Annotated in this window: 27 protein-coding genes and 1 pseudogene; 13 read left to right on the top strand and 15 right to left on the bottom strand. The window is 64.0% G+C overall.

From position 1 onward, the window contains the following. Positions 1 to 20: 20 nt before the first annotated feature. Entirely contained in the window at positions 21 to 680 is a 660-nt protein-coding gene (locus ABIC03_RS14145) for a peroxiredoxin (protein ID WP_007603114.1), read from the bottom strand. Between the two features lie 392 nt (positions 681 to 1,072). Here ABIC03_RS14145 and ABIC03_RS14150 point away from each other — a divergent pair, with 392 nt between their 5' ends. Then, positions 1,073 to 1,645 carry a hypothetical protein gene (locus ABIC03_RS14150; RefSeq protein WP_275168047.1) on the top strand — a complete coding sequence of 191 codons (573 nt, stop codon included), beginning with the start codon at positions 1,073 to 1,075 and terminating at the stop codon, positions 1,643 to 1,645. 56 nt (positions 1,646 to 1,701) lie between these two features. Here ABIC03_RS14150 and ABIC03_RS14155 read toward each other — a convergent pair whose 3' ends face one another. From ABIC03_RS14155 to ABIC03_RS14175, 5 genes are all read right to left on the bottom strand, one after another. Next, positions 1,702 to 3,567 (bottom strand): alkaline phosphatase family protein, encoded by a 1,866-nt coding sequence (locus ABIC03_RS14155; protein WP_354058759.1) that lies wholly within the window; start codon positions 3,565 to 3,567, stop codon positions 1,702 to 1,704. Between the two features lie 910 nt (positions 3,568 to 4,477). Next, on the bottom strand, positions 4,478 to 4,786 hold the full coding sequence (locus ABIC03_RS14160) for a response regulator transcription factor (RefSeq protein WP_275168044.1): 309 nt from the start codon (positions 4,784 to 4,786) through the stop codon (positions 4,478 to 4,480). 48 nt (positions 4,787 to 4,834) lie between these two features. Beyond that, the gene (locus tag ABIC03_RS14165; protein ID WP_354058760.1) at positions 4,835 to 6,058 is read right to left on the bottom strand and encodes an ABC transporter permease; all 1,224 of its coding nucleotides are present in this window, start codon (positions 6,056 to 6,058) and stop codon (positions 4,835 to 4,837) included. After that, complete coding sequence (locus ABIC03_RS14170; protein ID WP_354058761.1) at positions 6,055 to 6,780, bottom strand: ABC transporter ATP-binding protein; 726 nt, start codon at positions 6,778 to 6,780, stop codon at positions 6,055 to 6,057. The genes ABIC03_RS14165 and ABIC03_RS14170 overlap by 4 nt, the downstream gene beginning before the upstream one ends. After that, on the bottom strand, positions 6,777 to 8,204 hold the full coding sequence (locus ABIC03_RS14175; protein ID WP_354058762.1) for an efflux RND transporter periplasmic adaptor subunit: 1,428 nt from the start codon (positions 8,202 to 8,204) through the stop codon (positions 6,777 to 6,779). The genes ABIC03_RS14170 and ABIC03_RS14175 overlap by 4 nt, the downstream gene beginning before the upstream one ends. Positions 8,205 to 8,847: 643 nt before the next feature. On the opposite strand from ABIC03_RS14175, the gene ABIC03_RS14180 reads away from it, so the two are divergent. From ABIC03_RS14180 to ABIC03_RS14205, 6 genes are all read left to right on the top strand, one after another. Further along, positions 8,848 to 9,507 (top strand): response regulator transcription factor, encoded by a 660-nt coding sequence (locus ABIC03_RS14180; protein ID WP_354058763.1) that lies wholly within the window; start codon positions 8,848 to 8,850, stop codon positions 9,505 to 9,507. Positions 9,508 to 9,672: 165 nt separating this feature from the next. After that, positions 9,673 to 10,074 carry a curlin subunit CsgB gene (locus ABIC03_RS14185; RefSeq protein ID WP_275168039.1) on the top strand — a complete coding sequence of 134 codons (402 nt, stop codon included), beginning with the start codon at positions 9,673 to 9,675 and terminating at the stop codon, positions 10,072 to 10,074. Between the two features lie 118 nt (positions 10,075 to 10,192). Further along, positions 10,193 to 10,585, top strand: coding sequence for a curlin (locus tag ABIC03_RS14190; protein WP_275168038.1), 393 nt, complete (start codon positions 10,193 to 10,195; stop codon positions 10,583 to 10,585). Positions 10,586 to 10,617: 32 nt separating this feature from the next. Next, entirely contained in the window at positions 10,618 to 10,995 is a 378-nt protein-coding gene (locus ABIC03_RS14195) for a curlin (RefSeq protein WP_354059648.1), read from the top strand. Positions 10,996 to 11,066: 71 nt separating this feature from the next. Beyond that, positions 11,067 to 11,489, top strand: coding sequence for a curlin (locus ABIC03_RS14200; protein WP_354058764.1), 423 nt, complete (start codon positions 11,067 to 11,069; stop codon positions 11,487 to 11,489). Between the two features lie 20 nt (positions 11,490 to 11,509). Then, positions 11,510 to 11,800 (top strand): hypothetical protein, encoded by a 291-nt coding sequence (locus ABIC03_RS14205; RefSeq protein ID WP_354058765.1) that lies wholly within the window; start codon positions 11,510 to 11,512, stop codon positions 11,798 to 11,800. A 53-nt stretch (positions 11,801 to 11,853) separates the two neighbouring features. Here ABIC03_RS14205 and ABIC03_RS14210 read toward each other — a convergent pair whose 3' ends face one another. Further along, positions 11,854 to 12,138, bottom strand: coding sequence for a hypothetical protein (locus ABIC03_RS14210; RefSeq protein ID WP_354058766.1), 285 nt, complete (start codon positions 12,136 to 12,138; stop codon positions 11,854 to 11,856). A gap of 283 nt (positions 12,139 to 12,421) precedes the next feature. Here ABIC03_RS14210 and ABIC03_RS14215 point away from each other — a divergent pair, with 283 nt between their 5' ends. Next, positions 12,422 to 12,862 (top strand): hypothetical protein, encoded by a 441-nt coding sequence (locus tag ABIC03_RS14215; RefSeq protein WP_354058767.1) that lies wholly within the window; start codon positions 12,422 to 12,424, stop codon positions 12,860 to 12,862. 18 nt (positions 12,863 to 12,880) lie between these two features. Here the strand turns inward: ABIC03_RS14215 and ABIC03_RS14220 are convergent, their stop codons facing one another. Further along, positions 12,881 to 13,723, bottom strand: coding sequence for a GNAT family N-acetyltransferase (locus ABIC03_RS14220; protein ID WP_354058768.1), 843 nt, complete (start codon positions 13,721 to 13,723; stop codon positions 12,881 to 12,883). A gap of 103 nt (positions 13,724 to 13,826) precedes the next feature. Here ABIC03_RS14220 and ABIC03_RS14225 point away from each other — a divergent pair, with 103 nt between their 5' ends. Both ABIC03_RS14225 and ABIC03_RS14230 read left to right on the top strand, forming a co-directional pair. Further along, a complete protein-coding gene (locus tag ABIC03_RS14225) occupies positions 13,827 to 14,543 on the top strand; it encodes an SDR family oxidoreductase (RefSeq protein WP_354058769.1) in 717 nt (238 codons plus the stop codon). A 270-nt stretch (positions 14,544 to 14,813) separates the two neighbouring features. Next, a complete protein-coding gene (locus ABIC03_RS14230) occupies positions 14,814 to 15,647 on the top strand; it encodes an outer membrane protein (RefSeq protein ID WP_354058770.1) in 834 nt (277 codons plus the stop codon). A gap of 65 nt (positions 15,648 to 15,712) precedes the next feature. Here ABIC03_RS14230 and ABIC03_RS14235 read toward each other — a convergent pair whose 3' ends face one another. Then, positions 15,713 to 16,774: a serine hydrolase gene (locus ABIC03_RS14235; RefSeq protein WP_354058771.1), complete on the bottom strand. Its 1,062-nt coding sequence runs from the start codon at positions 16,772 to 16,774 to the stop codon at positions 15,713 to 15,715. A 371-nt stretch (positions 16,775 to 17,145) separates the two neighbouring features. On the opposite strand from ABIC03_RS14235, the gene ABIC03_RS14240 reads away from it, so the two are divergent. Both ABIC03_RS14240 and ABIC03_RS14245 read left to right on the top strand, forming a co-directional pair. Further along, on the top strand, positions 17,146 to 17,538 hold the full coding sequence (locus tag ABIC03_RS14240; RefSeq protein ID WP_354058772.1) for an ArsR/SmtB family transcription factor: 393 nt from the start codon (positions 17,146 to 17,148) through the stop codon (positions 17,536 to 17,538). A 2-nt stretch (positions 17,539 to 17,540) separates the two neighbouring features. After that, positions 17,541 to 18,032: an SRPBCC family protein gene (locus ABIC03_RS14245; RefSeq protein ID WP_275168030.1), complete on the top strand. Its 492-nt coding sequence runs from the start codon at positions 17,541 to 17,543 to the stop codon at positions 18,030 to 18,032. A gap of 121 nt (positions 18,033 to 18,153) precedes the next feature. On the opposite strand, the pseudogene ABIC03_RS14250 reads toward ABIC03_RS14245, so the two are convergent. The 3 genes and pseudogenes from ABIC03_RS14250 to ABIC03_RS14260 all read right to left on the bottom strand — a co-directional run bounded on the left by ABIC03_RS14250 (position 18,154) and on the right by ABIC03_RS14260 (position 21,285). Next, positions 18,154 to 19,373, bottom strand: a pseudogene (locus tag ABIC03_RS14250) (ABC transporter substrate-binding protein). Positions 19,374 to 19,395: 22 nt separating this feature from the next. Continuing rightward, positions 19,396 to 20,370, bottom strand: coding sequence for a Bug family tripartite tricarboxylate transporter substrate binding protein (locus tag ABIC03_RS14255; protein ID WP_354058773.1), 975 nt, complete (start codon positions 20,368 to 20,370; stop codon positions 19,396 to 19,398). 36 nt (positions 20,371 to 20,406) lie between these two features. Further along, a complete protein-coding gene (locus tag ABIC03_RS14260; RefSeq protein WP_354058774.1) occupies positions 20,407 to 21,285 on the bottom strand; it encodes an IclR family transcriptional regulator in 879 nt (292 codons plus the stop codon). A gap of 210 nt (positions 21,286 to 21,495) precedes the next feature. Between ABIC03_RS14260 and ABIC03_RS14265 the strand changes: the two genes are divergently transcribed. Then, positions 21,496 to 22,338, top strand: a complete 843-nt coding sequence (locus ABIC03_RS14265) for a hypothetical protein (protein ID WP_354058775.1) — start codon at positions 21,496 to 21,498, stop codon at positions 22,336 to 22,338. Positions 22,339 to 22,342: 4 nt separating this feature from the next. Here ABIC03_RS14265 and ABIC03_RS14270 read toward each other — a convergent pair whose 3' ends face one another. From ABIC03_RS14270 to mhpA, 3 genes are read right to left on the bottom strand one after another with little or no spacing between them, the layout of a single operon-like run. Beyond that, positions 22,343 to 23,554, bottom strand: coding sequence for an ABC transporter substrate-binding protein (locus tag ABIC03_RS14270; RefSeq protein ID WP_275168025.1), 1,212 nt, complete (start codon positions 23,552 to 23,554; stop codon positions 22,343 to 22,345). A 44-nt stretch (positions 23,555 to 23,598) separates the two neighbouring features. Further along, positions 23,599 to 24,450, bottom strand: coding sequence for a fumarylacetoacetate hydrolase family protein (locus ABIC03_RS14275; protein ID WP_354058776.1), 852 nt, complete (start codon positions 24,448 to 24,450; stop codon positions 23,599 to 23,601). Positions 24,451 to 24,474: 24 nt separating this feature from the next. Continuing rightward, positions 24,475 to 25,983 (bottom strand): bifunctional 3-(3-hydroxy-phenyl)propionate/3-hydroxycinnamic acid hydroxylase MhpA, encoded by a 1,509-nt coding sequence (gene mhpA, locus ABIC03_RS14280; protein ID WP_354058777.1) that lies wholly within the window; start codon positions 25,981 to 25,983, stop codon positions 24,475 to 24,477. Positions 25,984 to 26,025 lie beyond the last annotated feature (42 nt).

The raw sequence follows: 26,025 nt of genomic DNA on the forward strand, positions 1-26,025 counted from the left end.
CGCCCGGAATGACAGTTGGGTTATTTCGGCTGTGGCACGATCCGGATGTAGGGCTTCGGCTCCTTCCAGCCCTGCGGGTAGATCGTCTTGGCCTCGTCGTTGGAGACCGAGCCCGCGATGATGACGTCGTCACCCTGCGACCAGTCGGCCGGGGTCGCGACGCGGTGCTTGGCGGTGAGCTGGAGCGAGTCGATGACGCGGAGGATCTCCTGGAAGTTCCGGCCCGTCGTCATCGGATAGACCAGCACCAGCTTGATCTTCTTGTCCGGCCCGATGATGAAGACGTTGCGGACGGTCTGGTTGTCGGCGGCGGTGCGGGTGAGGGGATCGCCCGAGATCGCGGCCGGCAGCATGCCGTAGAGCTTCGAGACGTTGTAATCGGTGTCGCCGATCATCGGATAGTTCGGGGCTGCGCCTTGCGTCTCCTTGATGTCCTCCGACCATTTGGCGTGGCGGTCGACCGGATCGACCGAGAGGCCCATCAGCTTGACGCCGCGCTTGTCGAATTCCGGCTTCAGCTTGGCGAGCGCGCCGAGCTCGGTCGTGCAAACCGGCGTGAAGTCCTTGGGGTGCGAGAACAGCAGCGCCCAGCTATTGCCGATCCAGTCGTGGAACTTGATCTTCCCTTCGGTGGTCTCGGCTTCGAAGTCAGGGGCGGTGGCGCCGATCGGAAGTGTCATGGTTCTACCTCATGCCATTGAATTTGCTTGCGAATTCATCTTTGATCGTCCGGACCAGTATAGGGACTCCACGATCCCAAGTGAACGCTAACTGAACCGCTTCAAGTAAAATGTGAATTCGTTCTTTGAAGGCCTGATTTCCTAGCACCTTTTTGTTACAGCCGCGCCTGCGGCGAAACATCTCCACCGGGGCTATACGGGCGCGATTGCCCCGAGAAAGCCTTTTATGACTCTCATCACGCTCGCCCGTCGCTTCCTAGAACCGAAATGGTCCTGACAGCGACCAATTGGCAACCATCTAGAAAAGTCGCGATCCCCGTATCGAATCATTAACCACCCCTTTACGCCGACATGAAAATGCTGGCCGATCAGAAGAAATCTGGAAGTGAACTATGTCTGCCGCTGCGCATAAGTCTGTTGAGTCGCCGTCCCTCGAACCGTCCTGCCGCGATACCTCGGCCCATGCACTGACCATCGTGCGCGACGGCGTGATCACGGGCGAAGGCCCGACCACCAAGGGAAGGGTGCATTTCTCCCGCTCGCTCGATGCCGATGATACCGCCTGGTGCGCCCGCATTCTGACGGCCACGGCCGTCAACGACCAGCCGATCAGCCGCGCCGAGGCCGAAGTGCTGTTCGAGATCAACGAAGCCGCAACCGAGCGCACCGATGGTGGCCGTTTCGACGACCTGCTCGCCAAGGCGGTGGCCCATTATGCCGCCAGCGCCTCCGGCCTGAAGGTGCCGCCGCGCAGCGTGGCGCTGTCGGCCGAGTCCGACATCGAGAGCTGGGCGCCGTCCTATGCCTCCAAGGTCAACAGCGAAATGCTGGAGTGGATCGCCGGCCAGATGCGCGGCAAGCGCCAGAACAACCGTCGCCTGATGGCGATGGTGGCGACCTTCCTGGGCGCCACCGCGCTGCCTCTGGCGGGCCAATTGCCGAACGTGTTCGACATCGGCATGTAAGATTTTGGGCATGTAAAATTCTGCGCCTCTCACGAGGACGCATTTGAACGGCGGGGTTATTTCCCCGCCGTTTTTTGTTTGCCGGTCTCCAACTCGAGGCCGAGCGTGCGGCCCGGGAAACCGGCAGTGTCGAAATAGCGCTGGCTGCCGACGCGCTGGAAGTTCAGCACGGTCTGCAGGCCGTTCTCGGACTTTTTCGACTTCTCGACCCCCTTGTACGCCTTCGGCACGGTGCCGTTGGGCAGGGCCTCCGACATCACGCGGCCGACGAGACCGCCGTTCTGCGAACTGCGCAGGCCGAGGAGCTGGGCGGCCGTCATGCCGACGTCGGCGTTGCTCACCGGAATCTCACTGACATAGCCGGCTTTGAAGTCCGGACCGATCGCGGCCATGAAGTTCATGGTGTCGCCGCGGCTGAAGCTGCCATGCATGCCCTGGCCCTGGCGCAGCACGGTGTCGGCGACTTGCACCGAGCAGTTGGTTGGCGCCTCGCCGCAATCGCTGGCATAGGAGCGGAAGTTGACGACGATCGCCGGCGTCGGCGTCGCCGCCTTGCCGCGCAGGTTGATGCTCGACAGCGGCAGGGTGCCGGGGAAGCGGCCGAGCGAGTCGTCGACGAACAGGCCGGAGACGTAATCCTGTTCGAGCAGCAGTTTGACGGTCCTGGCCGCCAGCTTCTTGTCCTTGTTCGGCAGATAGATCAGGTCGGAGCCGCCATTGGTGGCGACGACGAGATCGGGCTTTTCCGGATCCTTGCCGAGCACGCCGTTGCCGGCCTTCGGATGCTTGTTGCCCTCGATCTTGGCGTTCTTGTCGTTGGGATCGAACAGCGGCAGCTCGAGCGCCTTGGCAAGGTCGAGCGCCAGAAAGCCCATCGGCAGAAAGTCCTTCGGGGTGTCGTCATAGCTGACCTTGGCCGAGGGGCTGGTCTTGCTTTCCTTGGAGATGGTCGAGAAGCCGTGGTCGGCCTGGACCATGATATTGGTGTTGGCGGCAAGGCCGAGCTCGTCCAGCGCCTTGCGGAGCTGGGCGAGGTTGTTGTCGGCATTTTTGATGCCGGCCATCGAGGTCGGCCCGTTGATGCCGGGCGTGATCTGGTTGAGGCTGTCGCCGGTGTTGTGCTGACTGCCGTCTGGGTCGCGCGACCAGAACACCAGCACGAACGGCTTGTTGCGGGCCTTGAACATCGGCAGCACGACCTTGGCCGCGACGTCGGCGAAGTAGGCCTGCTGCGCGATGTTGGCCGCCGTGGTGCCGGGCGTCTTGGCATCGCCCGCCTTGGAGTTGTCGCCGCGCGGCGGCGTTGCGAGGGGCAGGCCGGCCTTGGTGAGAGCGGCCTTGACCTCGTCCGACAGCGCCACGCCGTTCTTGCCGCCGGTCGCATCGTCGAACACGACCGAATGCAGGCCGGACTTTTCGGGCTTGTCGGTGTGGTCGAACTGATAGGTCGGGCCGTGCTTGCCGAGCGCGGCGGTGCTGTAGCCCTTGTCGCGGGCCAGCTTCAGGATCGTGTCCTCGTTGAGATAATCGCCCTTGAAATGCTCGTCGATGTCGCCGAGCACGGCGTCATTCTCGATGAAGGGGACGACGGTGTCGCCGGCGGGCACCGAGGTGTAGTTGGTCCAGATCGTGTTGGAGAACACGCCGGTGTCGCCGAGATAATGGCCGGTCGACATCGCCGAGCCGTTGGCCATGGTGAAGGTCGGGAACAGCGAGTGCGAATTCTTGAAATTGACGCCCTTGTCGCGGATTTCGGCCATCGCCGGTGCAGTCTCCGGTGTGACCTTCAGCGCCCGCAGACCGTCCGGAATGAACAGGATCAGGTTGCGGGGCGTGTTGTTCTCGGCGGAGGCAGGTCCGGTCGAAAGTCCGGCGGACAGCACTGTCAGTCCGGCTGACAGCAACACCAGTGAACGGCGCATCAAAATCTCTCCCTGCGAAGACAGCTTGGCCGCCAACCGCGGCCCCCGGCTTCGTTTAGTTTCGCTGCATGACGGTTTTGTTACAAGAGCGGAGCGGCATGCAAAGAAGGGGAGGGACCCCGCTCTGCGCTGCGTCCGGGCACGAGATCGCGGTGTCGGCAGGGAACTGCTTCAGCATCGTTATTGCGAGCGCAGCGAAGCAATCCAGAATCTTTCCGCGGCAGACTGGATTGCTTCGCTGCGCTCGCAATGACGGAATCTGTGGGTGGCAGCGTCGCGCTTCCATTCGCATTCCGGATCGCAGACGCACCTTCGCATCCTCGCGGCGTGTTCGCCCGAGCTTTGCTTCGTCGTCTCACCCTCAAATGAAAGAGGGCGCAGGGAAGACCGGGTGCCGGCTGGCACCCGCGGTCCACTGTGCGAGATTGTGGTAACTAGATTGCACAGCGGCATACAGGTGAAGCCAAAACATCCGGCCTTCCCTGCGCAGTGGTTTTACGGCTTATGTCGCGCTCTCCCCGGGGAGCGATGCACTATTGCCCCCGTCGCCTTGCGGATGGCTGATACACGTGCCCGGTCGGGCCGCAATATCACCGCAACGCTTGGCGCACAGACCCCGGGCGCCAGGACCACACGATTTTGCCGTACGCCGATCACACCGATCGTGTGCGCGACGCCTTCGCTCACGGTTGCCCGCCCTCCGAAGCCCTTCGCGCCGATGTGACCTGCGTCCACCGCCGTCCGGCCCGCGTTCGTGACGATCGCGATACGCCCCTCTTCCTTGGGCCGGAGTGAGGAATTACTAACAAAAATCCGAATTCTAATAAAGAGAAATATTTTGTCGCCGGTCCGTTGACCCCGGACTTGGGTGTTTCGTCTGAGATGACGCAAGGGATTGTGGCCGGAGCGGTCAATCCGGCGACGTCGGCACCGGCGTATTCTGCGCGACCGCCTTGGCAGGCGCGGGATTGGGGCCGCCATTGGCCAGGTGGCGGCGAAACGATGGCGGCGCCGCCTGCAGGGCAAAGATGATCGCAATCTGGGTTCGGTTCTGGAGACGGTATTTGCGCATGATGTTGCCGATATGCGCCCGGACCGTGTTCTCCGAGATCTTGAGCTCGTACGCGATGTTCTTGTTCTGCATTCCGCGTGCGATCAGCATCATCAGGTCCCGCTCGCGTGGCGTGGGTGTGATCGATTGTTTCGGATCCGGACTCATGAATGCTCCTCCGTGGCCTTTGGTCGATGCGAACACCCCAGCATGTTCTCACTCCGTCTTGAGTGCCTCGATCGGGCTGAGCTTGGATGCCTTGTGGGCGGGATAAAAACCGAAGATCAGGCCGGTCGCGATCGAGAAGGCGAGGGCAAGGCCGATCGCCTGGCCGTCGATCGAGGTGATCCATCCTGCCATGCGAGCCACCGTCATCGAGAGCGTGACGCCCGCACCGACGCCGATCGCGCCGCCGAGCAGGCAGAGCACGAGCGCCTCGCAGAGAAACTGAAGACGGATGTCCCGCATCCGCCCGCCAAGCGCGCGGCGGATTCCGATCTCCCGCGTGCGCTCGGTGACCGACACGATCATGACGTTCATGATGCTGATGCCGCCGACGAGCAGCGAGACCGAGGCGATGGCGACGAGCAGGAGCGCGACGGTCCGGATCGCTCCCTGCTGCGCTTCCATGGCGGCGGCCGGATCCTGGACCTTGAAGTCGTCCTCCTGGCCGGCGGGGATACGGTGGCGTTGCCGCAGCAGGTTTTCGATCTCCGTTCGCGCCCCCGCCATTTGTCCGTCCGCAGCCACCTTGGCGATGATGTAGGCGACCGAATCCCGGTTGATGTTGCTCGCGCTGCCGAGGAAGCGCAGCTTGGCCGTGGTGAGCGGCACGAAGGCGACGTCGTCCTGCGCCGGCCCCTTGCGATCGAGGACGCCGACCACTTCGAGCGGCACCTTCATGATCCTGATCTGTGCACCGATCGGATTCTCGCCGGGCGCGAACAGCTCCTGCGCGACCGTGCTGCCGAGGATCACGACCTTGCCGGCGCCTGCCTCCTCGGTGCCGGAAAAATAGCGGCCGGTCGCAAGCTGCCAGTCGCGCACCATGAAGTGCCCGGTCGTCGTTCCGTTGATCGTCGTGTTCCAGTTCTTGCTCTCGTGAATGACCTGGGCCGTTCCTGCAATCGAGCCGGCCGCTGCCTGGATCTCGGGGATCTGCTCGAGGATCGCCTGCACGTCGCTCTCGGTCATGGTCAGCTTGCTGCCATCCTTGAGACGCACGCCGCCCTGGTAGACCGCGCCGGGGTTGATCATCAACACGTTGGCGCCGATCGAGCGGATCTGCTCCTGGAGACGAAGCTGGGCGCCGGACCCGATCGCAAACACCGTCACGATGGAGGCAACGCCGATCACGATGCCGAGCATGGTGAGGATGCTGCGCAACGGATTGAGCCGCAAGGCGTGCAACGCGATCTGAAAGCCCTGGAGCATCGTCATGGCGCAGCGCTCCGTTTCGGCAGGATCGGAGCGAGCGTTTCGTCAGCGACGAGCGCGCCGTCGTGCAAGCGGATCGTGCGCCGGCACTGGGTCGCGATCCCTGGATCATGCGTGATCATCACGATGGTCTGGCCGGTCCGGTTGAGCGCGGCGAACAGGGCCAGTATCTCGGCGCCGGTACGGCTGTCGAGCGCGCCGGTCGGCTCGTCGGCGAGCACGATCAGCGGGGAGGCGATCAGTGCGCGCGCGATCGCGACGCGCTGCTGCTCGCCGCCCGAGAGCTGCCGCGGGAAGTGGTGGGCCCGGTGCACCATGCCGACGGCCTCCAGGCTCTGCTCGGCGCGGGCCAGACGTTCCTTGCGGCTGATGCCGCAATAGACCAGCGGCAGCGCGACGTTCTCAATCGCATTGTGGCGAGCGAGCAGATTGTAGGACTGGAATACGAAGCCGATGCTACGGGCGCGCAGGGACGACCGGCGGTCTTCCGAGAGATCGGCGACATCCGCTCCCTCGAGATAGAGCGCGCCCTCGCTCGGCAGGTCGAGCAGCCCGATCATGTTCATCAGCGTCGATTTTCCCGAGCCGGACGGTCCCATCACCGCGACGATCTCGCCTCGTTCGATGTCGAAGCTGACATTGCGCACCGCAGTCACCGCTACGCCGTCGGCACGATAGGTCCTGGAGACCGACTGCAGGCTGATGAGGGGCGGGAGGGCCGTCATGATCCGAACCTGATTCCGAGAAACTCCATGCCGGCCGGCCGGATGGCCTGACCCACGGCGACCTGACTGCCCTCGACGAGGTCTCCGCTCCTGAGCGCGACCTGTTCGGTGCCGGCCGCGCCGACGGTGACGGGAATGCGCCGGAGTAAGCCGCTTGCGGTGCGCGCCCACACCCCGCTGCGTGCCGCGGCATCCGGCTGCGTGCCGGAGGGCTGGAAGCGCAACGCGGCAAGCGGCACTTTCAGCACGTCGTCCTGCCGCTCGATCACGATCTTCACCAGGGCGGTCATGCCGGGCAGCAACGCGCCGTCGAGATTGGAGGTCGCCAGGACGACGGTGTAGGTCACGACGTGCTGCTGGTTCTGCGGTGCCTTGCGCACCTGCCGCACCACCGCCTCGAAGCGGCGGTCCGGGTAAGCGTCCACCGTGAAATGGGCGCGCTGGTCGGGCGCGATGCGCCCGATATCGGCTTCGTCGACCTGCGCGTGGATTTCCATGTCCTCAAGCCGGTGCGCGACCACGAAGGTGGTGCGCGATTCCAGTCCGACCGCGAGGGTCTGGCCCTCGTTGACGAACCTTCCGACGACGACGCCATCGATCGGCGAGCGGATCACGGTGCGGTCGAGATCGGCCTGGGCGGCAGCGAGAACGGCCGCCTTCTCCGGCACGGCCATTCGTGTCTGCTGCAATTCCGCCTCGATTCGGCGGACGTCGGCCTGCGCCCCATCCACCGCATAGGAGTTGAGGGACATCAGAACTTCGGCCTCGCGTTCCTGGGCCAGACGCGCGGTGAACTCTGTCTGCGCGTCGTCGACCGCCGTCGTGGCCACCACGTTTTGCGACTGGAGGGCCTGCTTCCGCTGCAGGGTCTTTTGCGCCGAACTCTTGACGGCCTGAGCGCTGTCGAGCTTGGCGGCGAGCACGTCCCGGCTCCCCCTCGCGTTTTGCAGGTCGATCCTGGTGCGATCGAGCTTGGCCCGGGCGACGTCGACCAGGGAATTGGCAACGGCCAGAGAGGCCCTGGCCTCGTCGACCTTGGCCGCAAAGCTGCGCGGATCGATCAGGGCGAGCGGCTGATCCTTGCTGACGGTGTCGTTGAAATCGACATAGACCCGGGCGAGCTGCCCGGACAGCTGGGAACCCACCTCGATCGTCTTGACCGGCTGCAGGGCGCCGGTGACGGTGATGGTCTGCTCGATGCTGCCGCGCTGGATCGAGGCATAGCGGAACACGGGGGCATCCGATCCGAAGCTCCGTGCTTCCAGGCTGACGGGTTTGAGCAGCCGCTGGGTCGATTCAAAGGCGCGGGCCGCCTTCTCCGCGGCGCTCCCGGCCGCGTCGGTGATGACGGCTGGCCCGGCGGCGTAGACCGCGGCGAGGCCACATGCAGTTCCGAGCAAGGCAATAACTGGCACAAATCGCATATCGAAAACCCGCCTCTTGAAATGGCATCGTTGGCGGCAAAGGCAAAGATCGCGCTATGGTTGCAAACTCGCTATGGTTGTAAATGGCCAAAAACGCAGTCGATCGTCAGTGTGTCGCCGCTGCCGGGGCGACGGTCGGGCGCGCTTGATGATCCAGAAGTAAAGCCTGCGGGTACTATTTTTCGTGACTTGCCGGAAATACATACGGAGCGTATCGATATGATGCGCGCGGTATCGAACTCGACAAGCTGACTGAACGTCCCGTCTGCTCTGGCCGAAGCGGCCAGCGCCTGGCGTTCAAGTCGGCACGTGGGTGGCGACGCCATGACGCAGTCGGCGAGACCGAAGTTCCGACGCCCGATCGTCGCATTTCCGATTGTCGCATTCCCGATCGTCGCATTGTCGATATCGCGCCTCGCCATGATGCCGCAGGTCGCGAGGGCAAATCCCCGCAATCACGAAAGCCGATATGTGAACACCTTCACTCGTCTTGAACGGGTGTTGGCCCTAAGACGTCGAAGCGGCGGATCGGCGCGACTCGCTCGATCCTCGCGAATTCATCCAAGCACCTTGATCTCGCTTGCAAGAAGAATGGATGGCTCGATGCTTGTTCATCGAGCCCCAAGCCGGGGAGCCCGTTGCCATGAGTTCAGGTCAAGCCACAGTTTATATCATTGACGACGAAATTCAGATTCGAACCGCGATAGGAAGTCTCTGCGAGGAGACCGGGCATCAGGTAAAATTGTTTGCATCGACGGACGAGTTCGTCGCGGGCAATATTTCCGACGGGCCTTCATGCCTCGTGCTCGACGTCCGTTTTCCCGGCACGGCGCCGACCGGCCTCGAGCTTCAGCGCCGGCTCGCCGAGACGGGCGTGCTCATCCCGATCGTCTTCATCAGCGGCCATTCCGACGTCCGCGTCTCGGTCGAGGCCATGAAGCGTGGCGCGGTCGAGTTTCTTCCAAAACCCTTTCGCGAACAGGAGATCCTCGACGCGATCAGGCATGGCATCGAGCGCGACCGCAGGCGGCTCGAACGCGAAGATAGCGTGCGCGAAGCTCGCCAGCGTGTCGAAACGCTGACGGCGAGGGAGCGCGAGATCATGCTGTTGATGGCCGAAGGTCTCGTGGCCAAGCAGATCGCGGCGAGGCTTGGGGTGAGCGAAGTGACGGCGAAGGTCCATCGCACCCGGATGATGCGAAAGCTGGAGCTTCGCTCGCCGATCGAGGTGGTGCGGTTGGTCGACAGCATGGGACGCGAAGAAGAGACGACACGAACCGGCACGGGACAACCGTACAGCTAGTACCGCGGGCACCAAGACGCCGCGCAACGTCTAGTCCGTACCGATTAGCATGAACTGCAGTCTGTCGCACGCAGCACGATCGGTTCAAAGTCTGTCCTGCGATGTCGACCTCCTCCAAGACGGCATCCGAACCCAGTCAGAGATCTTAGCCAGAAAGGATATTCCATGCGCAAATTGTTTTTCGCTTCCGTTGCAGTGCTCGCCCTGTCCTCCGCCGCGCAGGCCGCCAACACCTCGACCACGGTGCAAGTGGGCGTCGTGAACGGTTCCAGCGTCTCGCAGCAGGGCCTCACCAACGACACCTCGTCGACCAGCCAGCTCGGCATCATCAACAGCGCGACCACGATGCAGGGCACCAGCGCGGCCTCGCTCAACAACGGCAGCACGGTGAACCAGATCGGCGTGCAGAACTCGGCAACGACCGGCCAGGTGGCGTTCGGCAACAACGGCAGCGCGATCACCCAGAACTCGTTCGGGCCTGCCCCGCTCCAGAACAACGCCGCCGCCGTCGGACAGCTCAGCGTGTTCGGCGTCAACGGCAGCACCGTCTCGCAGACCGCGCACTAAGCCAGCCCCGTTTGGCCGGACGCGTCAACTGCGGCGCGTCCGCGCCATTCTTGAAAGCACCGCCTCGGGCGGGACGACTCAGTGAGAGGTTGTCCGCCGACTTTGCGGAGGAAATGTCATGCATCAAAAATATCTCGTTGCCACGATCGTCGCGTTCAGCTTGTTGACCGCCGTCGATGCCCAGGCCGGCAACTCGGCCAGCGTGCTGCAATTCGGCACCACCAACAACTCCTTCATCTCGCAGAGTGGCGGCACCAACAACAGCGCCACCACGATGCAATTCGGCGCCACCAATACTGCGACCACGTTGCAGACGGGCTCGTTCCTTACCGTCAACACCTCGGTGATCGGGCAGGGCGGCACGACTGCGACGGCGTCCAACACCGCGTTACTCGGCCAGGTCGGCGGCTCCAATTCGAGTTTGATCGGCCAGATCGGCGCGAACAACGCGGCTGGCGTCGGACAGCTCGGAATCCTGAACGGCTCGACGATTTTGCAGCAGACTCCTTGATCGCAAATCAATTTTCAGTCGCGAGGCATGTCATGAGGCATTTTTCAGGCGCCGCCTGTGGCGCATTTCTCACCTTGTGTTGCGTGGGCGCCGGATCGGCCGGTGCCCAGACCGCCGACATCAAGACCATCGTGTCGCTCGGCGGCCCGCCGGTCGTGTTGAACCAAAGCAGCCAACTCAACATGGCCGGCGTGTTCATGATCGGCGGCAGCACCAGCGCGACCGTCACTCAAAACGGCACGAACAACGCGACCGGAATCCTGCAATTCGGCGGGACGACGTCGGCATCGGTCGGGCAGGCAGGCGTGAACAATGTCGCGTTTGTCGGCCAGGCCGGCCAGTCGACCAGCAGTTTCCTGTCGCAGTTCGGTGCGTTTAACTCGGCGACGGTTGTCCAGAATAGCCATTGAGCTGGGCGACCTCACCGCCATCAGAAATGTGATGGGGCAAGGCGATGAAACGCGGTAGACTTCTCCTGGCATTGGCGGCATTGCTCGCCGCTGTCAGCGTCGCTTCCGAGGCCTCCGCCGGATCCGTCCAGCGCGGCGTGACGAACCGGAACGTGAGCATCGAAACGGTCGTGCAGTTCGGCAACGAAGTCCAGCCTGTTACGATCGAGGAGAACAGCCGCATCAATATCGCGCGTGTCATCCAGATCGGTGGCACGGGAACGGTCGATGCGACGATCATCCAGAACGGCACGCGAAATTATGTCAATGTGATCCAGGTGGGTGGCACCACCAACGTGGCGATCGGTCAGTCCGGCGTGAGCAACATTGCCGATATCACTCAGGTCGGTAGTTCCACCAACGCCCTCCTGCTCCAGATCGGAGATATGAACACCGGAACGGTGCGACAATTCGGGCGCTTCAACTGGCTGTCGATATTTCAGTTCAGCCGGTGATCGAGAAGGCGAGGTGCAACATGAGGTTCATCGTACTCGCAGCAGGAATGAGCATCATGATGGCAACGACAACCGGGCCGGCGGGAGCCGGCGAGTCAGGTGACGGCCACACCACAATAGTTCAGGACGAGAATGGCACGTCCGTCATTACCCAGAGCGGCGATCCGGCGCAGGCCGAGGTCAAGATCGAGAAGGAGCCTGGGCGCACCACGGTCTATCGCCGCAGCGGTGGCAACACCGCCATTGTGTCGCAGGGCACCGGAAATCCACAGGACATGCTGGACTGGCTGCGCAAGCAGCAGGGCCGCTGACGCACGAAGGCCCATCGTCCGTGATGGACGATGGGCCACATCGTGAGCGAGCGTTACCAGCTGCGATAGACGCCGGTCAGTGTGCCGTTGTTGTTGCCATCCGGGCCGACATCGCCCTGCGTCGAGCTCGGCGCTGGATGGTTGGTGCCGTTGAGCGCACCGTACGGTCCGGCGACATCCGGATAGTACGCGCGTGGCTGAACCGGCTCGTAAGCGGGAGCGGTGCGGTCCCATCCCGCGCGCGCTCCGTTCCAATCATAGCCCTGGGCCGAGGCGGCCGTGGTGCCCGCGACGAGTGAAGCCGTGATCAGGCAGAGGAGTTTTGACTTGTTCTGCATTGGAGATGCTCCTTGCTGGTGTCGGGAGCCAACGACCGCAGTGCGGGAGCGTTCCGGGTGTTGTCGGCCGAAGCGATCAACTCCGATCAACTGGTTATGAAGTCCGCTTTCCCGGAACACGTGCGACATCGGCCGGAAAACCCGGGCGACTTGCCGCAGCTTGTTCCCTGTTAATCCCGTGCCTTAACCAATAATTAATTATACGTTTGCGGGTGGGCGACAGCCCGGCCTAGCGTGTCGTGGGGAGCCGCTATCCGCGAAGCCAAACGAGTTGGTGCGTATCATGATGTCCAGATCATTTGGGGCGTTGCTCGCCTCGCTCAGCGCAGCCGCGCTGCTCCTTGCCCCCAGCGACAGTTTTGCCAGGCCCGGCGGCACCGTCGCACATGCCGCCACGCCTTCCGGTCCGGCGGCGCGTCCGTCGATCGCGCCGGGCGCCAGGTTCCGCGGCCGCAACACGCCGTGGGTCTACTGGCCGGGCGGTGGCGGGTTCTACTATGACAACGCAGGCTACGGCCAGCCTTTCGCCGAGACTGCCCAACCCGTCTCCAGTGATGTGCGCTACACCTATACGTATGACGTTCCCTGGGATTGGAGCCATCGCTTCCCGCCGAACGTGGTGCCGTCAGACCGGCCCTACGTGCCGAGCTGTCCGACGGAGCAGGTGACTGTGCCCGGCCGCGGCGGCGGCGAGCACACGGTCAACATCATGCGCTGCTACTGAGCCGCGCATTCGGCTCAGCTAGCCCAGCTCAAAACTGGTCACGCCGAAGACGCGGTCGATCCGCAGCGGCGCGATCGGTCCTGTGTACATCCGCGCCGTCTCGAACACCGGCTTCAGCCCGAGCTCTTCCGCGAGCGCGATCGCCTCGCGATTGACGGCAGGGACGTCGAGGAAGATTTCGCCGCCGTTTGCGCTTGCCAGCAAGGCCTGCACGATCGCGTCCGCTGCCGCGCGGTCGTCGGCGACGAGCGGGCCGATCTTGCGGCCGGTCCGGCACGGCCGGATCACGCCCCATGCAGCGAGCTTGCCGTCGCGCAGCAGCGCGCGACCGACATGTCCTGATGCGCCGATCCAGGCACGCAGGAAGGCGCCGCGCGGAGCCGGGAACACCGTTCTATCGTCGGCTTCAATGAGCGCGAACGGGATCGAGCCTAGCGCAATGACATCGGCGGGCGGCCTCTGTGGCGCGGCGACGAAGCCGCCATAGCGGATATTGGCGTGAGCAAGCTGAAAGCCGGACCTTTTGTAATTGTCCTGCTGCGCCACGACCCCGTCGAGGCCGATCACGCGGGTGCCCGCATGCGCGATCGCCGCGTTCCAGATGCGGAGGCCATGGCCGGAGCCGCGAAAACCTTCGCGCACGATGTAGAAGCCGAGGAAGGCGAAGCGATCGTCGTAGTTGACGCAGGAGATAGTCGCGACCGGCTCGCCGTCGATCTCGCCAACGAAAAAGCCGTTTGGGTCGGGGATCGCGAAACAGACGGCGTCGGAGAGGCCCGGATTCCAGCCCTCGGCCGCGGCCCAGTCGACGGCGATGGCGATTTCCTCGGGTCGCAAATTGCGGATCTGCAAATCGCTCATCTTTCAGGTCGCTTTCGATGGTGGACCGTCCGGCTGGTCCGGCGGTAGAAGGCCCATGACGGGCCGGGCCTGCGGCTCGCCTCCACGATATCACAGAGGATTCATGGCAGCAGAGAAGGCAGCGGAGAAGGTCGCACTCGTGACCGCAGGCGGCAGCGGCATGGGGGCAGGGGCTGCGCGCCGGCTCGCAGCCGACGGCTTTCGCGTCGCCATCCTGTCCTCCTCCGGCAAGGGCGAGGCGCTGGCAGCCGAGCTCGGCGGATTGGGGGTCACCGGTTCCAACAAGTCGAACGACGATCTGAAGCGGCTGGTCGATGGCGCGATGGCCAAATGGGGACGCATCGACGTGCTCGTCAACAGCGCGGGCCATGGGCCCCGGGCGGCGATCACGGAGATCACCGACGAGCAGTGGCACACCGGCCTCGACATCTATCTGCTCAACGTGATCCGTCCGACCCGGCTGGTGATGCCAATCATGCAGACGCAGAAGGGCGGCGCCATCATCAACATCTCGACCGCCTGGGCATTTGAGCCGAGCGCGATGTTTCCGACCTCTGCGGTGTTCCGCGCCGGCCTTGCCGCCTTCACGAAGATCTTCACCGACACCCATGCCGCCGAGAACATCCGCATGAACAACGTGCTCCCGGGCTGGATCGACAGCCTGCCGCAGCTGGATGCGCGCCGCGACAGCGTGCCGATGAAGCGCTACGGCAAGGTCGAGGAGATCGCGGCGACCGTCTCGTTCCTGGCGTCCGACGGTGCTGCCTACATCACCGGCCAGAATATCCGCGTCGACGGCGGACTGACGCGCTCGGTCTGAGATGCGGGGCTCGAATCGCGTTTCGCGCGTTTGTCGTGATGCGACATTGGCGTGCGTCATGCGCCGCGGATGTGCGATGACGCGTGGCCCCTCGGTCACACCCGTGACGCGTTCGCGTGCCGCACGGCTCACACTACGTCACAGTCCCTATGAACTTCGCCGCAGCCCAAGACGGCGAGGGATCGGCAGCCTATGCCCGATCTGCGCCCGGCCAACTTTCGCCCGCGCATTCGAAACGCGAGATCGATCGCGTGAGGCAAGGAGACTGGAATGAAGAAGTTTTTGCTGGCAGTTGCCGCGGTCGTTTTGGGCTCCGCATCCGTGCAGGCGGCCGACCTCGCGGCGAACTATACCAAAGCGCCGATGATGGCGACGGCCTACAACTGGACCGGCTTCTATGTCGGCGGCAATGTCGGCGGACAGTGGGGGAGCGCCGATCCGACCACTTCGACCATCTGGACGCCGACCGGCTATTTCGACCCCAGCAGCGTTCCCGCCATCAACACGGTCGGCGCCCAGCGCGTCAACAGCTCCAGCGTGACCGGCGGCTTCACCGCGGGCTATAACTGGCAGGTCAACCACGCCGTGCTCGGCCTCGAGGGCGACATCAACTATTTCGGCTTCAAGGGCGGCGCGAGCGGCTCGGCGCTCTATCCCTGCTGCGCGCCGACCGGCTTCACGGTGTCGTCGTCGGTCTCGGCCGACTGGCTCGCCACCATCCGCGGCCGCATCGGCTTCCTCGCGGCTCCGACCTGGCTGCTCTACGCCACGGGCGGTGCGGCGATCGCGGAGGTGAAGGGCAATTTCATCTTCACCGACACCTTCTCCGCGGCATCAGAATCGGCCGCGATCCGCGACACCCGCCTCGGCTGGACCGCGGGTGTGGGCACCGAATATGCGTTCGGCGGCGGCTGGTCGCTCAAGGCCGAATATCTCTATGTCGATCTCGGCCGCGCCAGCGCGACCAGCACCAATCTTACGAGTTTCGCAGGCGGCACGGCAAATCCGAGCAACGTCTACACCCACTCGGTCGACCTCAAGTCGAACATCGTGCGGGTCGGCGTGAACTACAAGTTCGGCGGACCGGTCGTCGCCAGGTACTGAGCTTCATCCCGTTTCCTGATCTGGCGTGGAAAGCCCCGGCCTGGCCGGGGCTTTCCGTTTGGACCTCAGCCTGCGTGGGACGCCACCAGATGCACCAGTGCGGGCAGGATCCTGTAGCGTGCGATCTCGTGGGGATATTCGCCCCGATTGGCGAGCAGGGCGATGCCCAACCGCTGCGCCGGAACGAGTCCGATATAGCCGGACGCGTTGTTGAGCCCGCCCGGCTTGTCGACGACGGTGACCTCGGGAAGACGCACCGTCTCCCAGGCCATTGCCTGTCCGAACTTGTCGTCGACGCGGAAGATCTCGTGCTGCGTGATCCGCAATGCCTCGCGCAAGTGAGGCTCGATCGTCCGCCCGTCGATGCAGGCAGCAACGAATGTCGCGAGATCCCGCGGCGAGGAAAACATCTGGCCCGTGCCGGAGAAATCAAAATAGCTCTGCTGGTTGCCGATGGGGCCGATCGCCATGCCCTGATCCGAATAGCCCTGGACCGCGCGCTGCATCCAGGCCTCGTTCATGATGGCACGGCCGTCCTCGCCACGTTCGGGCACGGAGGTCGCATTCATGCCGATCGGCTTGAAGATGCGTTGTTCGAACAGGGTCGAGATCGGAGCGCCGTAACAGCGCCCGAGCACCAGTTGAAGCAGCACGTAGCCGGCGTGGCTGTAGACGCGCTGCTTGCCCGGCACTTCGCCGGCTTGCGGTCTCCAGCTGTTGAACATCTCGATGAGCTGCGCGCGGGAGAAAGTGTCGCTCGGCCACGGCGGATGGTCGGTCGGCAGCAGCATGCCCGAGGTGTGCGTGACGAGCTCGCCGACGGTGATGCGGCGGACATAGTCGCCGGTGAGCTCGGGGAGATATTTCGCCAGACGATCGTCGAGCTGCAGCTCGCCGCGAAGGGTGCCGAGCGCAACCAGCGTCGCCTCGAACGGCTTGCGCAGGGAGCCTAGGTTGAACAGGGTGTCGGGCGTGACCGGCCTATGCGTGGCGTCGTCGGCAAAGCCGTAGTTGAAGAACTCGACATGGCCGCCGGCATAAAGCGCGACGGCAAGGCCGCCCGGCTGGTCCGGCGTCACGGTCGGCGCCAGCTCGTTCGCGACGATGTCGCGCATCTGCGCGATCATGTCGGAATCCGCGGCGGCCCCCCGCGGCCAGGCAAGAGCGAGCGGAACGAGCGCAGCCCGGGCGAGCGCCCGCCGGCTGAGATGCGATGAGGTGAGAACAGGCGGCACGGCTCTGACGCAGAATGCGATGCGCCCCCACGTCTCTTGTAGGGGGACGGGCCGTGTCTCCCTATTCACGATTGCGCGTGGTGGGTTCCGTGCGAGTGGTCCGTAGCCCGATGGAGCGAAGCGCAATCCGGGAAAGTGCCGCAGCCGAGTGAGCGCCCCGGATTACGCTTCGCTTCATCCAGGCTACCAGCCGGCGAAATTTAACTTAGCTAATTGGCTAACAATTGTTGACGGCGGTTGGCGGCAATCCTATAGTTAGCCCCATGGCTAACCAAATATCCCAGCTCGATCAGGTTTTCGCGGCCCTTGCCGATCCCACCCGGCGGGCGATCGTGATGCGGCTCTGCGCCGGCGAGGCGTCGGTCGGCGAGCTTGCCGATCCCTTCGAGATGGCGCTGCCGAGCTTCATGAAACACATCCACGTGCTGGAGACGAGCGGCCTCGTCCTGTCGGAGAAGTCCGGCCGCGTGCGCACCTGCCGCCTCAGTCCCGACGCGCTTGTCGGCGCGGAGGACTGGTTCCAGCAGCAGCGCGCGATCTGGGAGGCGCGGCTCGATCGGTTCGAGGCCTACGTCATGCAACTGAAGAAGGAAAGGGCGGCCGCCAAGCGCCCGTCCAAGACAGCTAACAAGACAACCAAACAGAAAGGTTCCTGACGATGACGAATTCTGCCAATCCCGCTCTGTCGCAATGGTCGCTCGACCGCGAGATCGTGATGTCGCGCGTGATCGACGCGCCGCGCGATCTGGTGTTCGAAGCGTGGTCCGACCCGAAGCATCTGCCGCAGTGGTTCGGGCCGAAGGGCTTCAAGCTCGAGACCTTCGAGATCGACGTGCGGGTTGGCGGCGTCTGGCGCTTCAACATGATCGGCCCGGACGGCACGGTCTATCCGAACCGCATGCGCTTTCGCCGCATCGAGCGGCCGTCCTTGATGGAGATGGATCACGGCGTCGACCAGGACGAGGATCCCGGCATGTTCCGTTTCACCGTCACCTTCGCCGAACAGAGCAACGGCAAGACGGTTCTGATGATGCGGCAGCTGGCCTCGAGCACGGCGCAGCGCGACGGCATGATCAACTTCGGTGCCGTCGAATACGGCTACCAGACGCTCGACAAGCTGGCGGCCTATGTGGGCGGGATGAAGAGGTAGCGCGAACAGCCACCTTCCTCCTTCATACCGAGAAGGCCGCGGAGCGGCCGCCTCGAGGCACGAGGACCACCGGTGAGGCCTTCAGTCTTCACGGCGCGCGCCCCTCAGGATGAGGGGCGCTTCATTCCTTCGCCTCGTCCGTGACGATGTCGCCGAGTTTCTGCCAGCGCTGGCCGTCGAACTGCACCATCTGGAACTGCTTGTTGACGCGGTAGTCGGTCGGCGTCGTCGTCACCGAGATGCCCGGCAGCGTCAGGTCGAGTGTGATGTTGTTTAGGCTTGCGGCCTGGCGCATCACGTTCTCGCGCGTGAGATCGTCGCCGCATTGTTTCAGCACCTGCACCAGCAACTGCGCGGTGATATAGCCATAGACGTTCAGGTTCGAATCCTTGTCGCCCTCCGGGTAGTACTTGGCCATCAAGTGAGATATCGCTTCATGCCGGGATCGTCTTTCCATTCGGGATCGGCTGAATCCTTGACATAACCGACGCTGACGACGCCCTTGGCGTTGTCGAGTCCGGCGGGCTTCAGCACCGCGCTGACCGAGGAGGCGTTGATGTCGATGATGTGCAGTGGCTTCCAGCCGATCTCGGCGACCTTCTTGATCGCCTGCGCGGCCTGTTTCGGCGTCGTGGCGCTGAACAGCGTGTCAGCGCCTGCGTCCTTCAACCGCAGGATCTGCGAGTCGACGGCCGGCTCGGTGATCTCGTAGGACGTCTCGGCGACGATCATCTTCGCCTTGTCGCCGAGACCTGCCTTGAAGCCGGCGAGATAATCCTTGCCGAGATCGTCGTTCTGGTAGAGCACGCCGATCCTGGCGTTCGGATAGTTCTTCAGAAGATATTGCGCGTAGATCCGGCCCTCGACGAGGTAGGACGGGTTGAAGCCCATGGTCCAGGGGAAGTTCTTCGGATCGGTGAAACGCGCCGCGCCCGTTGCCGCGAAGAGCTGCGGGACCTTCTTGGCGTTGAGATATTTTTGCACGGCGACATTCGGCGCCGTGCCGATGATCTGGAAGGTCAGCAGCACTTCGTCGCTTTCGACCAGCTTGCGGGTCTGCTCAACCGTCTTCGGAGGCGAATAGGCGTCGTCATACTGGATCAAATTGACCTTGCGGCCGTTGACGCCGCCCTGGTCGTTGATCATCTTCATGTAGGCGGCCTGGGTCTTGCCGATGACGGCATAGGCCGAGGCCGGCCCACTGAGCGGGACGGTCTGGCCGACCTTGATCTCGGCGTCGGAAGCGCCTGGATCGTATTTCTTCTGCGCCTGTGCCGCCGGGATCGATAGCGCGAGAACGATCGCAGGTGCCGCGATGCGTTTGAGAAGTAGGTTTTTCATTTCCATTCCCTGTCCGTGACTGTCACTCGCCCTTGAGGCCGGCCTCGCGGATCAGCCCGGTCCACTTTTTTGTTTCGTTGTCGATGAACTGGCCGAACTCGGCCGCGGTACCGGCGCGCACTTCGAGGCCCTGGGCGGTCAGCTTGTCCTTGATCGCCGGCTGGGCCAGCGCGCGCAACACTTCGGCCTGCAGCTTGTCGACGATGGCGCGCGGCGTCGTCGAAGGCGCCATGAAGCCGTACCAGCCGGCGGCGGCCACGTTGGGAAAACCCTGCTCGCGCAGGGTCGGCGCTTGCGGATAGAGCGCGCTGCGTTCGGCGGAAGCGACGCCGAGCACAATGAACTTGCCGCTCTGGATGTAGGGCAGTGCGGTCGGCAGTGCCGTCAGCGTGGCATCGACGCGGCCGGCGAGCAGCTCGGTGTAGGACGCGGCATCGCCACGGAAGGGAATGTTGAGCCCCTTGACGCCGGCATCCCTGAACAGAAGTTCGCCGGCAAGATGCGGCTGCGAGCCGGCGCCGGGCGAGGCGAAGGTCAGGCCATCCGGCTTCGATTTGCCGTAGGCGATCAATTCGGGGAGCGTCTTGAACGGCGCGTCCGCGCTGATGATCAGGAACAGCGGCGCGATCACTGCCATCGCGACCGGCTGCAGATCCTTGCGCTCATAGGTCAGCTTGCCGAACAGTGCTTCGGCAGTGGCGTAGGGGGCCGCGACATAGAGGAGGGTATAGCCGTCGCCCGGCGCATGCGCGACCGTGTCGTTGGCGATGCGGGTGCCGGCGCCCGGCTTGTTCTCGACGATGAACTGCTGGTGCAGGTTGCGGCCGAACTCTTCGGCCAGCAGCCGCAGCGAGATGTCGTTGGAGCCGCCGGGCCCATAAGGCGAGATCAGCCGCACCATACGCGACGGCCAGGCGTCCTCAGCGTGTGCGGAGAATGGAAGTCCCGATAGCAAAAGGGCGAGGGTGCCCAAAAATGTTCGCCGTGTGACGGTCATGGTGGCCTCCCGGTGGCGGAGCGCCGATTGTCTTGTTCATCGCCTGGCGCTCTTCTTGTTTTGCTTCTGTGTTTCGGTCGCCGGCGCCGCGCCAACCATGGTGCGGATGCTGTCGGCAAGGGCGGCAATGCGCGGGCCGATCTCGCCCTCCAGCTGGCCGGGCTGGAGCCGGAACGCGGGAATACCGCAATTGATCGAAAAGGCCTGCTTCGCCTCACGCGCATGAAACAGCGGCGCGGCGACGGCATGGATGGAGGCGATGTACTCGCCGAAACAAGTGCAGAAGCCGCGGCTGGCGCATTGTGTGAGGCCGGCGCGGTAGGTCTCGCGGAAGGACGACCACAGCTCGGTGTCCTCGCTTGCAATGCGCTCTTCAAGCAGCGCGGCATCGGCCTGCGGCAAGGTCGCCGCCGCGGCACGGCCCATCGCGGTCATCACCACGGAAATGGGCATGCCGATGTCGGGGACGTGCGGGCCGACGTCGCCGGAGCGCGCGGTCTCGACATAGATCATGGAGGTCGCATCGAGCAGGCCGATCGAGACCGTGCCCCGCACGCTTAGCGCCAGCTCCTGCATCATGGGACGCGCGACCTGGCGGAACTGCATGTCGGCGAGCAGCGGATGCGCCATGCGGAGTGCGCGCGCACCGACGCGATATTTGGCGCGTTCGGCGTCGTAGCGGAGGTAGCCGAGCTCCGCGAGCGTGTGCGTCAGCCGCGCCACCGTCGGGCGCGGAATCCCGGTCAGCGTCGACAGCTCCATGTTGCCGAGCTGGGTCGCCCCCGCCTTGAACGCTTCGAGCACTACGAGACCTTTCGCCAGCGTCGTCGCGAACGCGGCGTCATCGATGCTGTCCGCCAGCACGGCGGCAGCGGACGAGGAGGCGCGGATCGGTTTGGAGGCGGTTCTGGCCATGCAGGCTTTAATGAACCCGGTCCCGCCAGATGTCCAATAGATTCATGAAATGTAGTTCTATGTCCATTATCCGGACATGCGGCGGCTGTGCAGTAGGGCAAGAATGTGCGCGAAGAGCCCCGCCGCACACAGATTTTCGTCGCGATTGCGTGGCTTGTTGTGACAGGATTATTACGACTGAATGTCATATCGATTACATCGGAGCGATTCATGTTGCAGTGGCAGGCGCGGACAAATCCCCTCGCGTGGTGGTGGGGGTCCCTGACGCTGGTCAGTGCTGCCAACATTCTCGTCTGGTTCATGCTGTACCGCGAATTCTACCCGACGCCCGCCGGCAGCATCAGCGGCGGCTCCGACATCGGGCTGATGTTCCTGCTCTGCGCCGGTTACGTCTTCGGCTGCGCCTTCCGCTCGTTCCTGCCGCGCGCCGACGTGCAGCGCATCTGCCTGTTCGACACCTGGCTCTCCAGCGTCTTCGTCGGCCGCACGGTCGCGACCGTGGCCGAACTGTGCTTCGCCGCGCAATGGGCGGTCATCCTGCATCAGCTCGGGACCATGACGGGCGCCGAGACGGTGGTGAACATCGCGTGGGTGATCGTGCCCATCATCATCATCGCGGAGTGCTTCTCCTGGTATGCGGTGGTGACGACCAACTTCCTTTTTAACGCGATCGAGAACTCGCTGTGGGCGGTGACATTCTTCCTCGCGGGCATCGCGCTGTGCCGGCTGATGCCGGAATTCCAGGGGCCGGTGCGCTGGGCGTTGATTGCCGGCATCGTCGGCATCGCCTGCTTCCTGGCCTTCCTCGTCACCGTCGACGTGCCGATGTATCTCAGCCGCTGGCGGGCAGGGCATGAAGAGGGCAACAGATTGCTCGGCTTCCTCGAAGGCCTGCATGACGTCTCGACCCGCTGGGTCGTGACCCACGACATCGCGCACTGGAAGGGCGAGCTGACCTGGATGTTCCTGTATTTCACCGCCGCCGTGTGGTCGAGCCTCGCGCTCTGTGCGCTCTACGCGATGGACGGCTATCTCACGCGCTATCTGGCTTGACAGATTATTTGCCGACCAGGCCGCACTTGCTGCGTTCGAGCGGGCGGAAGGCCTGGTCGGGCGGGATGGTCGCGACCAGCTTGACGAAATCCCAGGGCCCTTTGGATTCCTCAGGCGTCTTGACCTGCACCAAATACAGATCATGCACCATGCGCTGGTCCTCGCGGATGCGGCCGTTGGGCGTGTAAGCGTCGGAGACGGGCGTCGCCTTCATCTTGGCCATTACAGCCGTGCTGTCGTCTGAGTCGGTATCCTTCATCGCCTGGAGATAGTGGCGCACGGCGGAATAGACGCCCGCCTGGATTTGCGACGGCATCGCTTTGCGGCGGGCGAAGAACGCATCGGAGAATTTCCGGGCCGTCGGCGAGACGTCCTCGAAGAACGAGGTGACGATGAGATCGCCGCGCGTCGCCTTCAACCCGACGGCCTCGATATCGACATTCTGGAATGACATCGGCACGATCTTGATGCCCTGGTCGGCAAGGCCGAATTCTTCCGCCTGCTTGATTGCGGTGGCGTTGTCGCCGGCAACGTTGATTGCCAGGATTTTTGCACCCGAGGACTGCGCCTGAAGCAGGAACGAGCTGTAGTCGGGCGTGCCGAGCTGCGCCTTGACGCTGCCGGCGACCTTGCCGCCGAGCTCGGTGATGCGGGCGCGCGCGGTTGTCTCGATCGAATGGCCGAAGGCGTAGTCGCCGGTGATGAAGAACCACGGCTCCTTGCTGGTCTGCATGATGCCGGAGACCACCGCGGTCGCGGTCGAATAGGCATCCTGGGTCCACTGCACGCTGCCCGCGGCACAGGCTTCATCGGTGAGCTGGTTGGCGCCTGCGCCCGAGATGAGGAAGATCTTTCCGTTGCCGCGCACCAGTTCCTGCACCGCGAGCGCGGCACCGGAACTGCCGCCGTCCGCGATCGCCTGCACGCCGTCGCTGAACCATTTGCGGGCGAGCGAGGCCGCAAGGTCCGGCTTGTTCTGGTGGTCGGCCTGCAGGATCTCGATCGGCTTGCCGTTGATCTTACCGCCGAACTCTTCCGCCGCCATGCGCGCCGCCTCGACCGAGCCCGGGCCCATCGCGGTCGCAAAGATGCCGTTCATATCTGTGAGGACGCCGATGCGGACGGCCTCGCCCTTGATCTCGGCACGCGCGGGAGTACCTGCGAGCGCCAGCGTGATCAACAGAGTGGCGGCGGATGTCGTGCGGAGGATGGCCATGGCGTTTCCTGATGTTGTTATGTTTGATTGATTGGCGTCGGCAGTCAGGCCGGCTCGGCGACGACCTTATTGCGCAGGATGCCGATGCCGGAGATTTCGACCTCGACAGTGTCGCCGGGGCGCATCCACAGGGGCGGCTTGCGCTTGGCGCCGACGCCGCCGGGCGTGCCTGTCACGATGACGTCACCGGGGACGAGCGGGCAGATCGTCGAGATGTAGGCGATCAGTTCGGGGATTGCGGTGATCAGGAGATCGGTGGTGGTGTCTTGCACGACGGTCCCGTTCAGCCGTGTCTGCAAGTTGAGCTTTGACGGATCGGGGATCTCGTCCGCCGTCACCAGCCACGGGCCAAAGCTGCCGCTCTCGGCAAAGGTCTTGCCGGAGAGGAATTGGCTGGTGTGGCGCTGCCAGTCGCGAATGCTGCCTTCGTTGTAGCAAGAATAGCCGGCGATGTGGTCGCGTGCGCGGCTCGCGGAGATGTGGCGGCCTGCCTTGCCGATGACGAGCGCAAGCTCGCCTTCATAGTCGAAATCGTCACTCACCTTTGGCTTCACAATCGGCTGGAGATGGCCGACCTGGCTGCAGGGGAAGCGCACGAACAGCGCAGGCTTCTCGGTGACGGTGCGCCCCGTTTCGGCGACGTGGTCGCGATAGTTGAGGCCGACGCAGATGATCTTGCCGGGATCGGGGATGACCGGGGCAAAGGTGATCTCGTCGAGTGCATGATCTGGCGCAGCGGATGCGGCGTGCTTTGCCGCCTCGGCAACGCGCCCAGCTTCGAGCAACTGCCGCAACGTGGTGCAGCCCGCGATGCGTGTGCCGAGATCGACGACCCCATTGTCCTTGACAGCCCCGAAAGAGGCATGGCCGTCGGTGATGAAAGAGAGCAGCTTCATGAGATATCCTTGGGAGAAGTCGGTTCAGGCCGCGGACGGCACGTGGGTTGCAGGTGTGACGGCGGCAATCAGCCGGTCGAGCTCGGTGTTGTTGCCGGCGCTGCCGCGGACGTAGCGATCCGGGCGAACGAGCGCGGCGATGATGCCGTGCTCGCGCAGCCATGACCCGACGCCTTCGGCATCGTCGCTGGTCAGGATTTCGGTTCCAGATTGCGAAAGAGCAAGACGCGATGAGATCGTCGCGGCGCTCTCGACGAGGAGCACGTGGCTGTAGCCAACCCGGTCGTCGCCGCGGCGGCCGTCCTTCAATTCGAATTGCGGCGCAAGATGTCCGGCGAGCGGGTGATCGCCGAGCGCGAGGCCGGGGCCGAGCAGGGGCTTTTTGACCTCGAGCCTGACCGGCGCATTCGCGCGCGCCTCGCCGGCCGCAAGGCCCGCTTCGATCGCCTTGGTGTTGATGACGCCGCCGAGGCGGATCGCGAGCTCAATGAACTCGCGCACGTGCGGCTGGCGCTCGCTCTGATAGGTGTCGAGCAGGCTTGGATCCGCCAGTCCGTGCAGGACTGCAGCGAGCTTCCAGGCAAGGTTGGCGGCATCTCGGATGCCGGCGCACATGCCCTGGCCGAGAAAGGGCGGGGTCTGGTGTGCGGAGTCGCCGGCGAGCAGCAGACGACCGCTCCGCCATTGCTGCGCGATGATGGAATGAAAGGTGTAGACCGCGGCGCGCTCGAGTTCGGCGTCCTCGGGCGTGATCCAGCGCGACAGCAGCTCCCAGACCTTCGCTGGCTGCGCGACCACCTGGGAGTCTTCGTCGGGCAGAACTGTGATCTCCCAGCGTCGCCGCGTGCCGGTGCCGCGGATATAGGTCGCCGGCCGGCGTGGATCGCAATGCTGGATACTGTAGTCGCCGAGATCGTCGCGGTTGCGCTTGAGCAGCACGTCGATCACCAGCCACCGCTCGTGGAAGCCGAGATCGTCCATGCCGGAGCCGATGAAGCGGCGCACCAGAGAGCGAGCACCGTCGCAACCGATGACGTAGCCGGCACGGACTTCGCTCAGCCTCCCGTTGGAAAGGTCCTCGTAACGGACGCGTACGCCGATCTCGTCCTGATCCAGCGCGAACACGTCGCAGCGGTTGCGCAAGGCGATGTGTGGCCAGCGCGCGAGGCCAGCGATCAGCGCGTCCTCCAGGTCAGGCTGATGGAAGCGATAGCTGAGATTCCATCCCATCGGCGTCAATGTCTGCGGCCGCGACCAATCCAGCAGCATCCGGCCGTCGGCGTCGAGAAAGAGCATGCCGGGGCTGAGGATGACATGCGGCAGGATCGCGTCGGCGAGGCCGAGGGTTTGGAACACCCGCATGCATTCGTCGTCGAAATGGACCGCCCGCGGCAGATGATAGGTCCGCGCCTCGCGCTCCAGCACCAGCGTCCGCACGCCGCACAGGCCAAGCAGGTTGGCCAGCGTGGCTCCGACCGGGCCGCGGCCGACGATCACGACGTCAAACTCTTCAGGGGCGGATTTATCTTGCATGGGGACTATCTCTTCCCCAAGGGATGCAGTCGTATCAACGCC

This window comes from Bradyrhizobium sp. RT6a, from assembly GCF_040547675.1.
Lineage (GTDB): Bacteria > Pseudomonadota > Alphaproteobacteria > Rhizobiales > Xanthobacteraceae > Bradyrhizobium.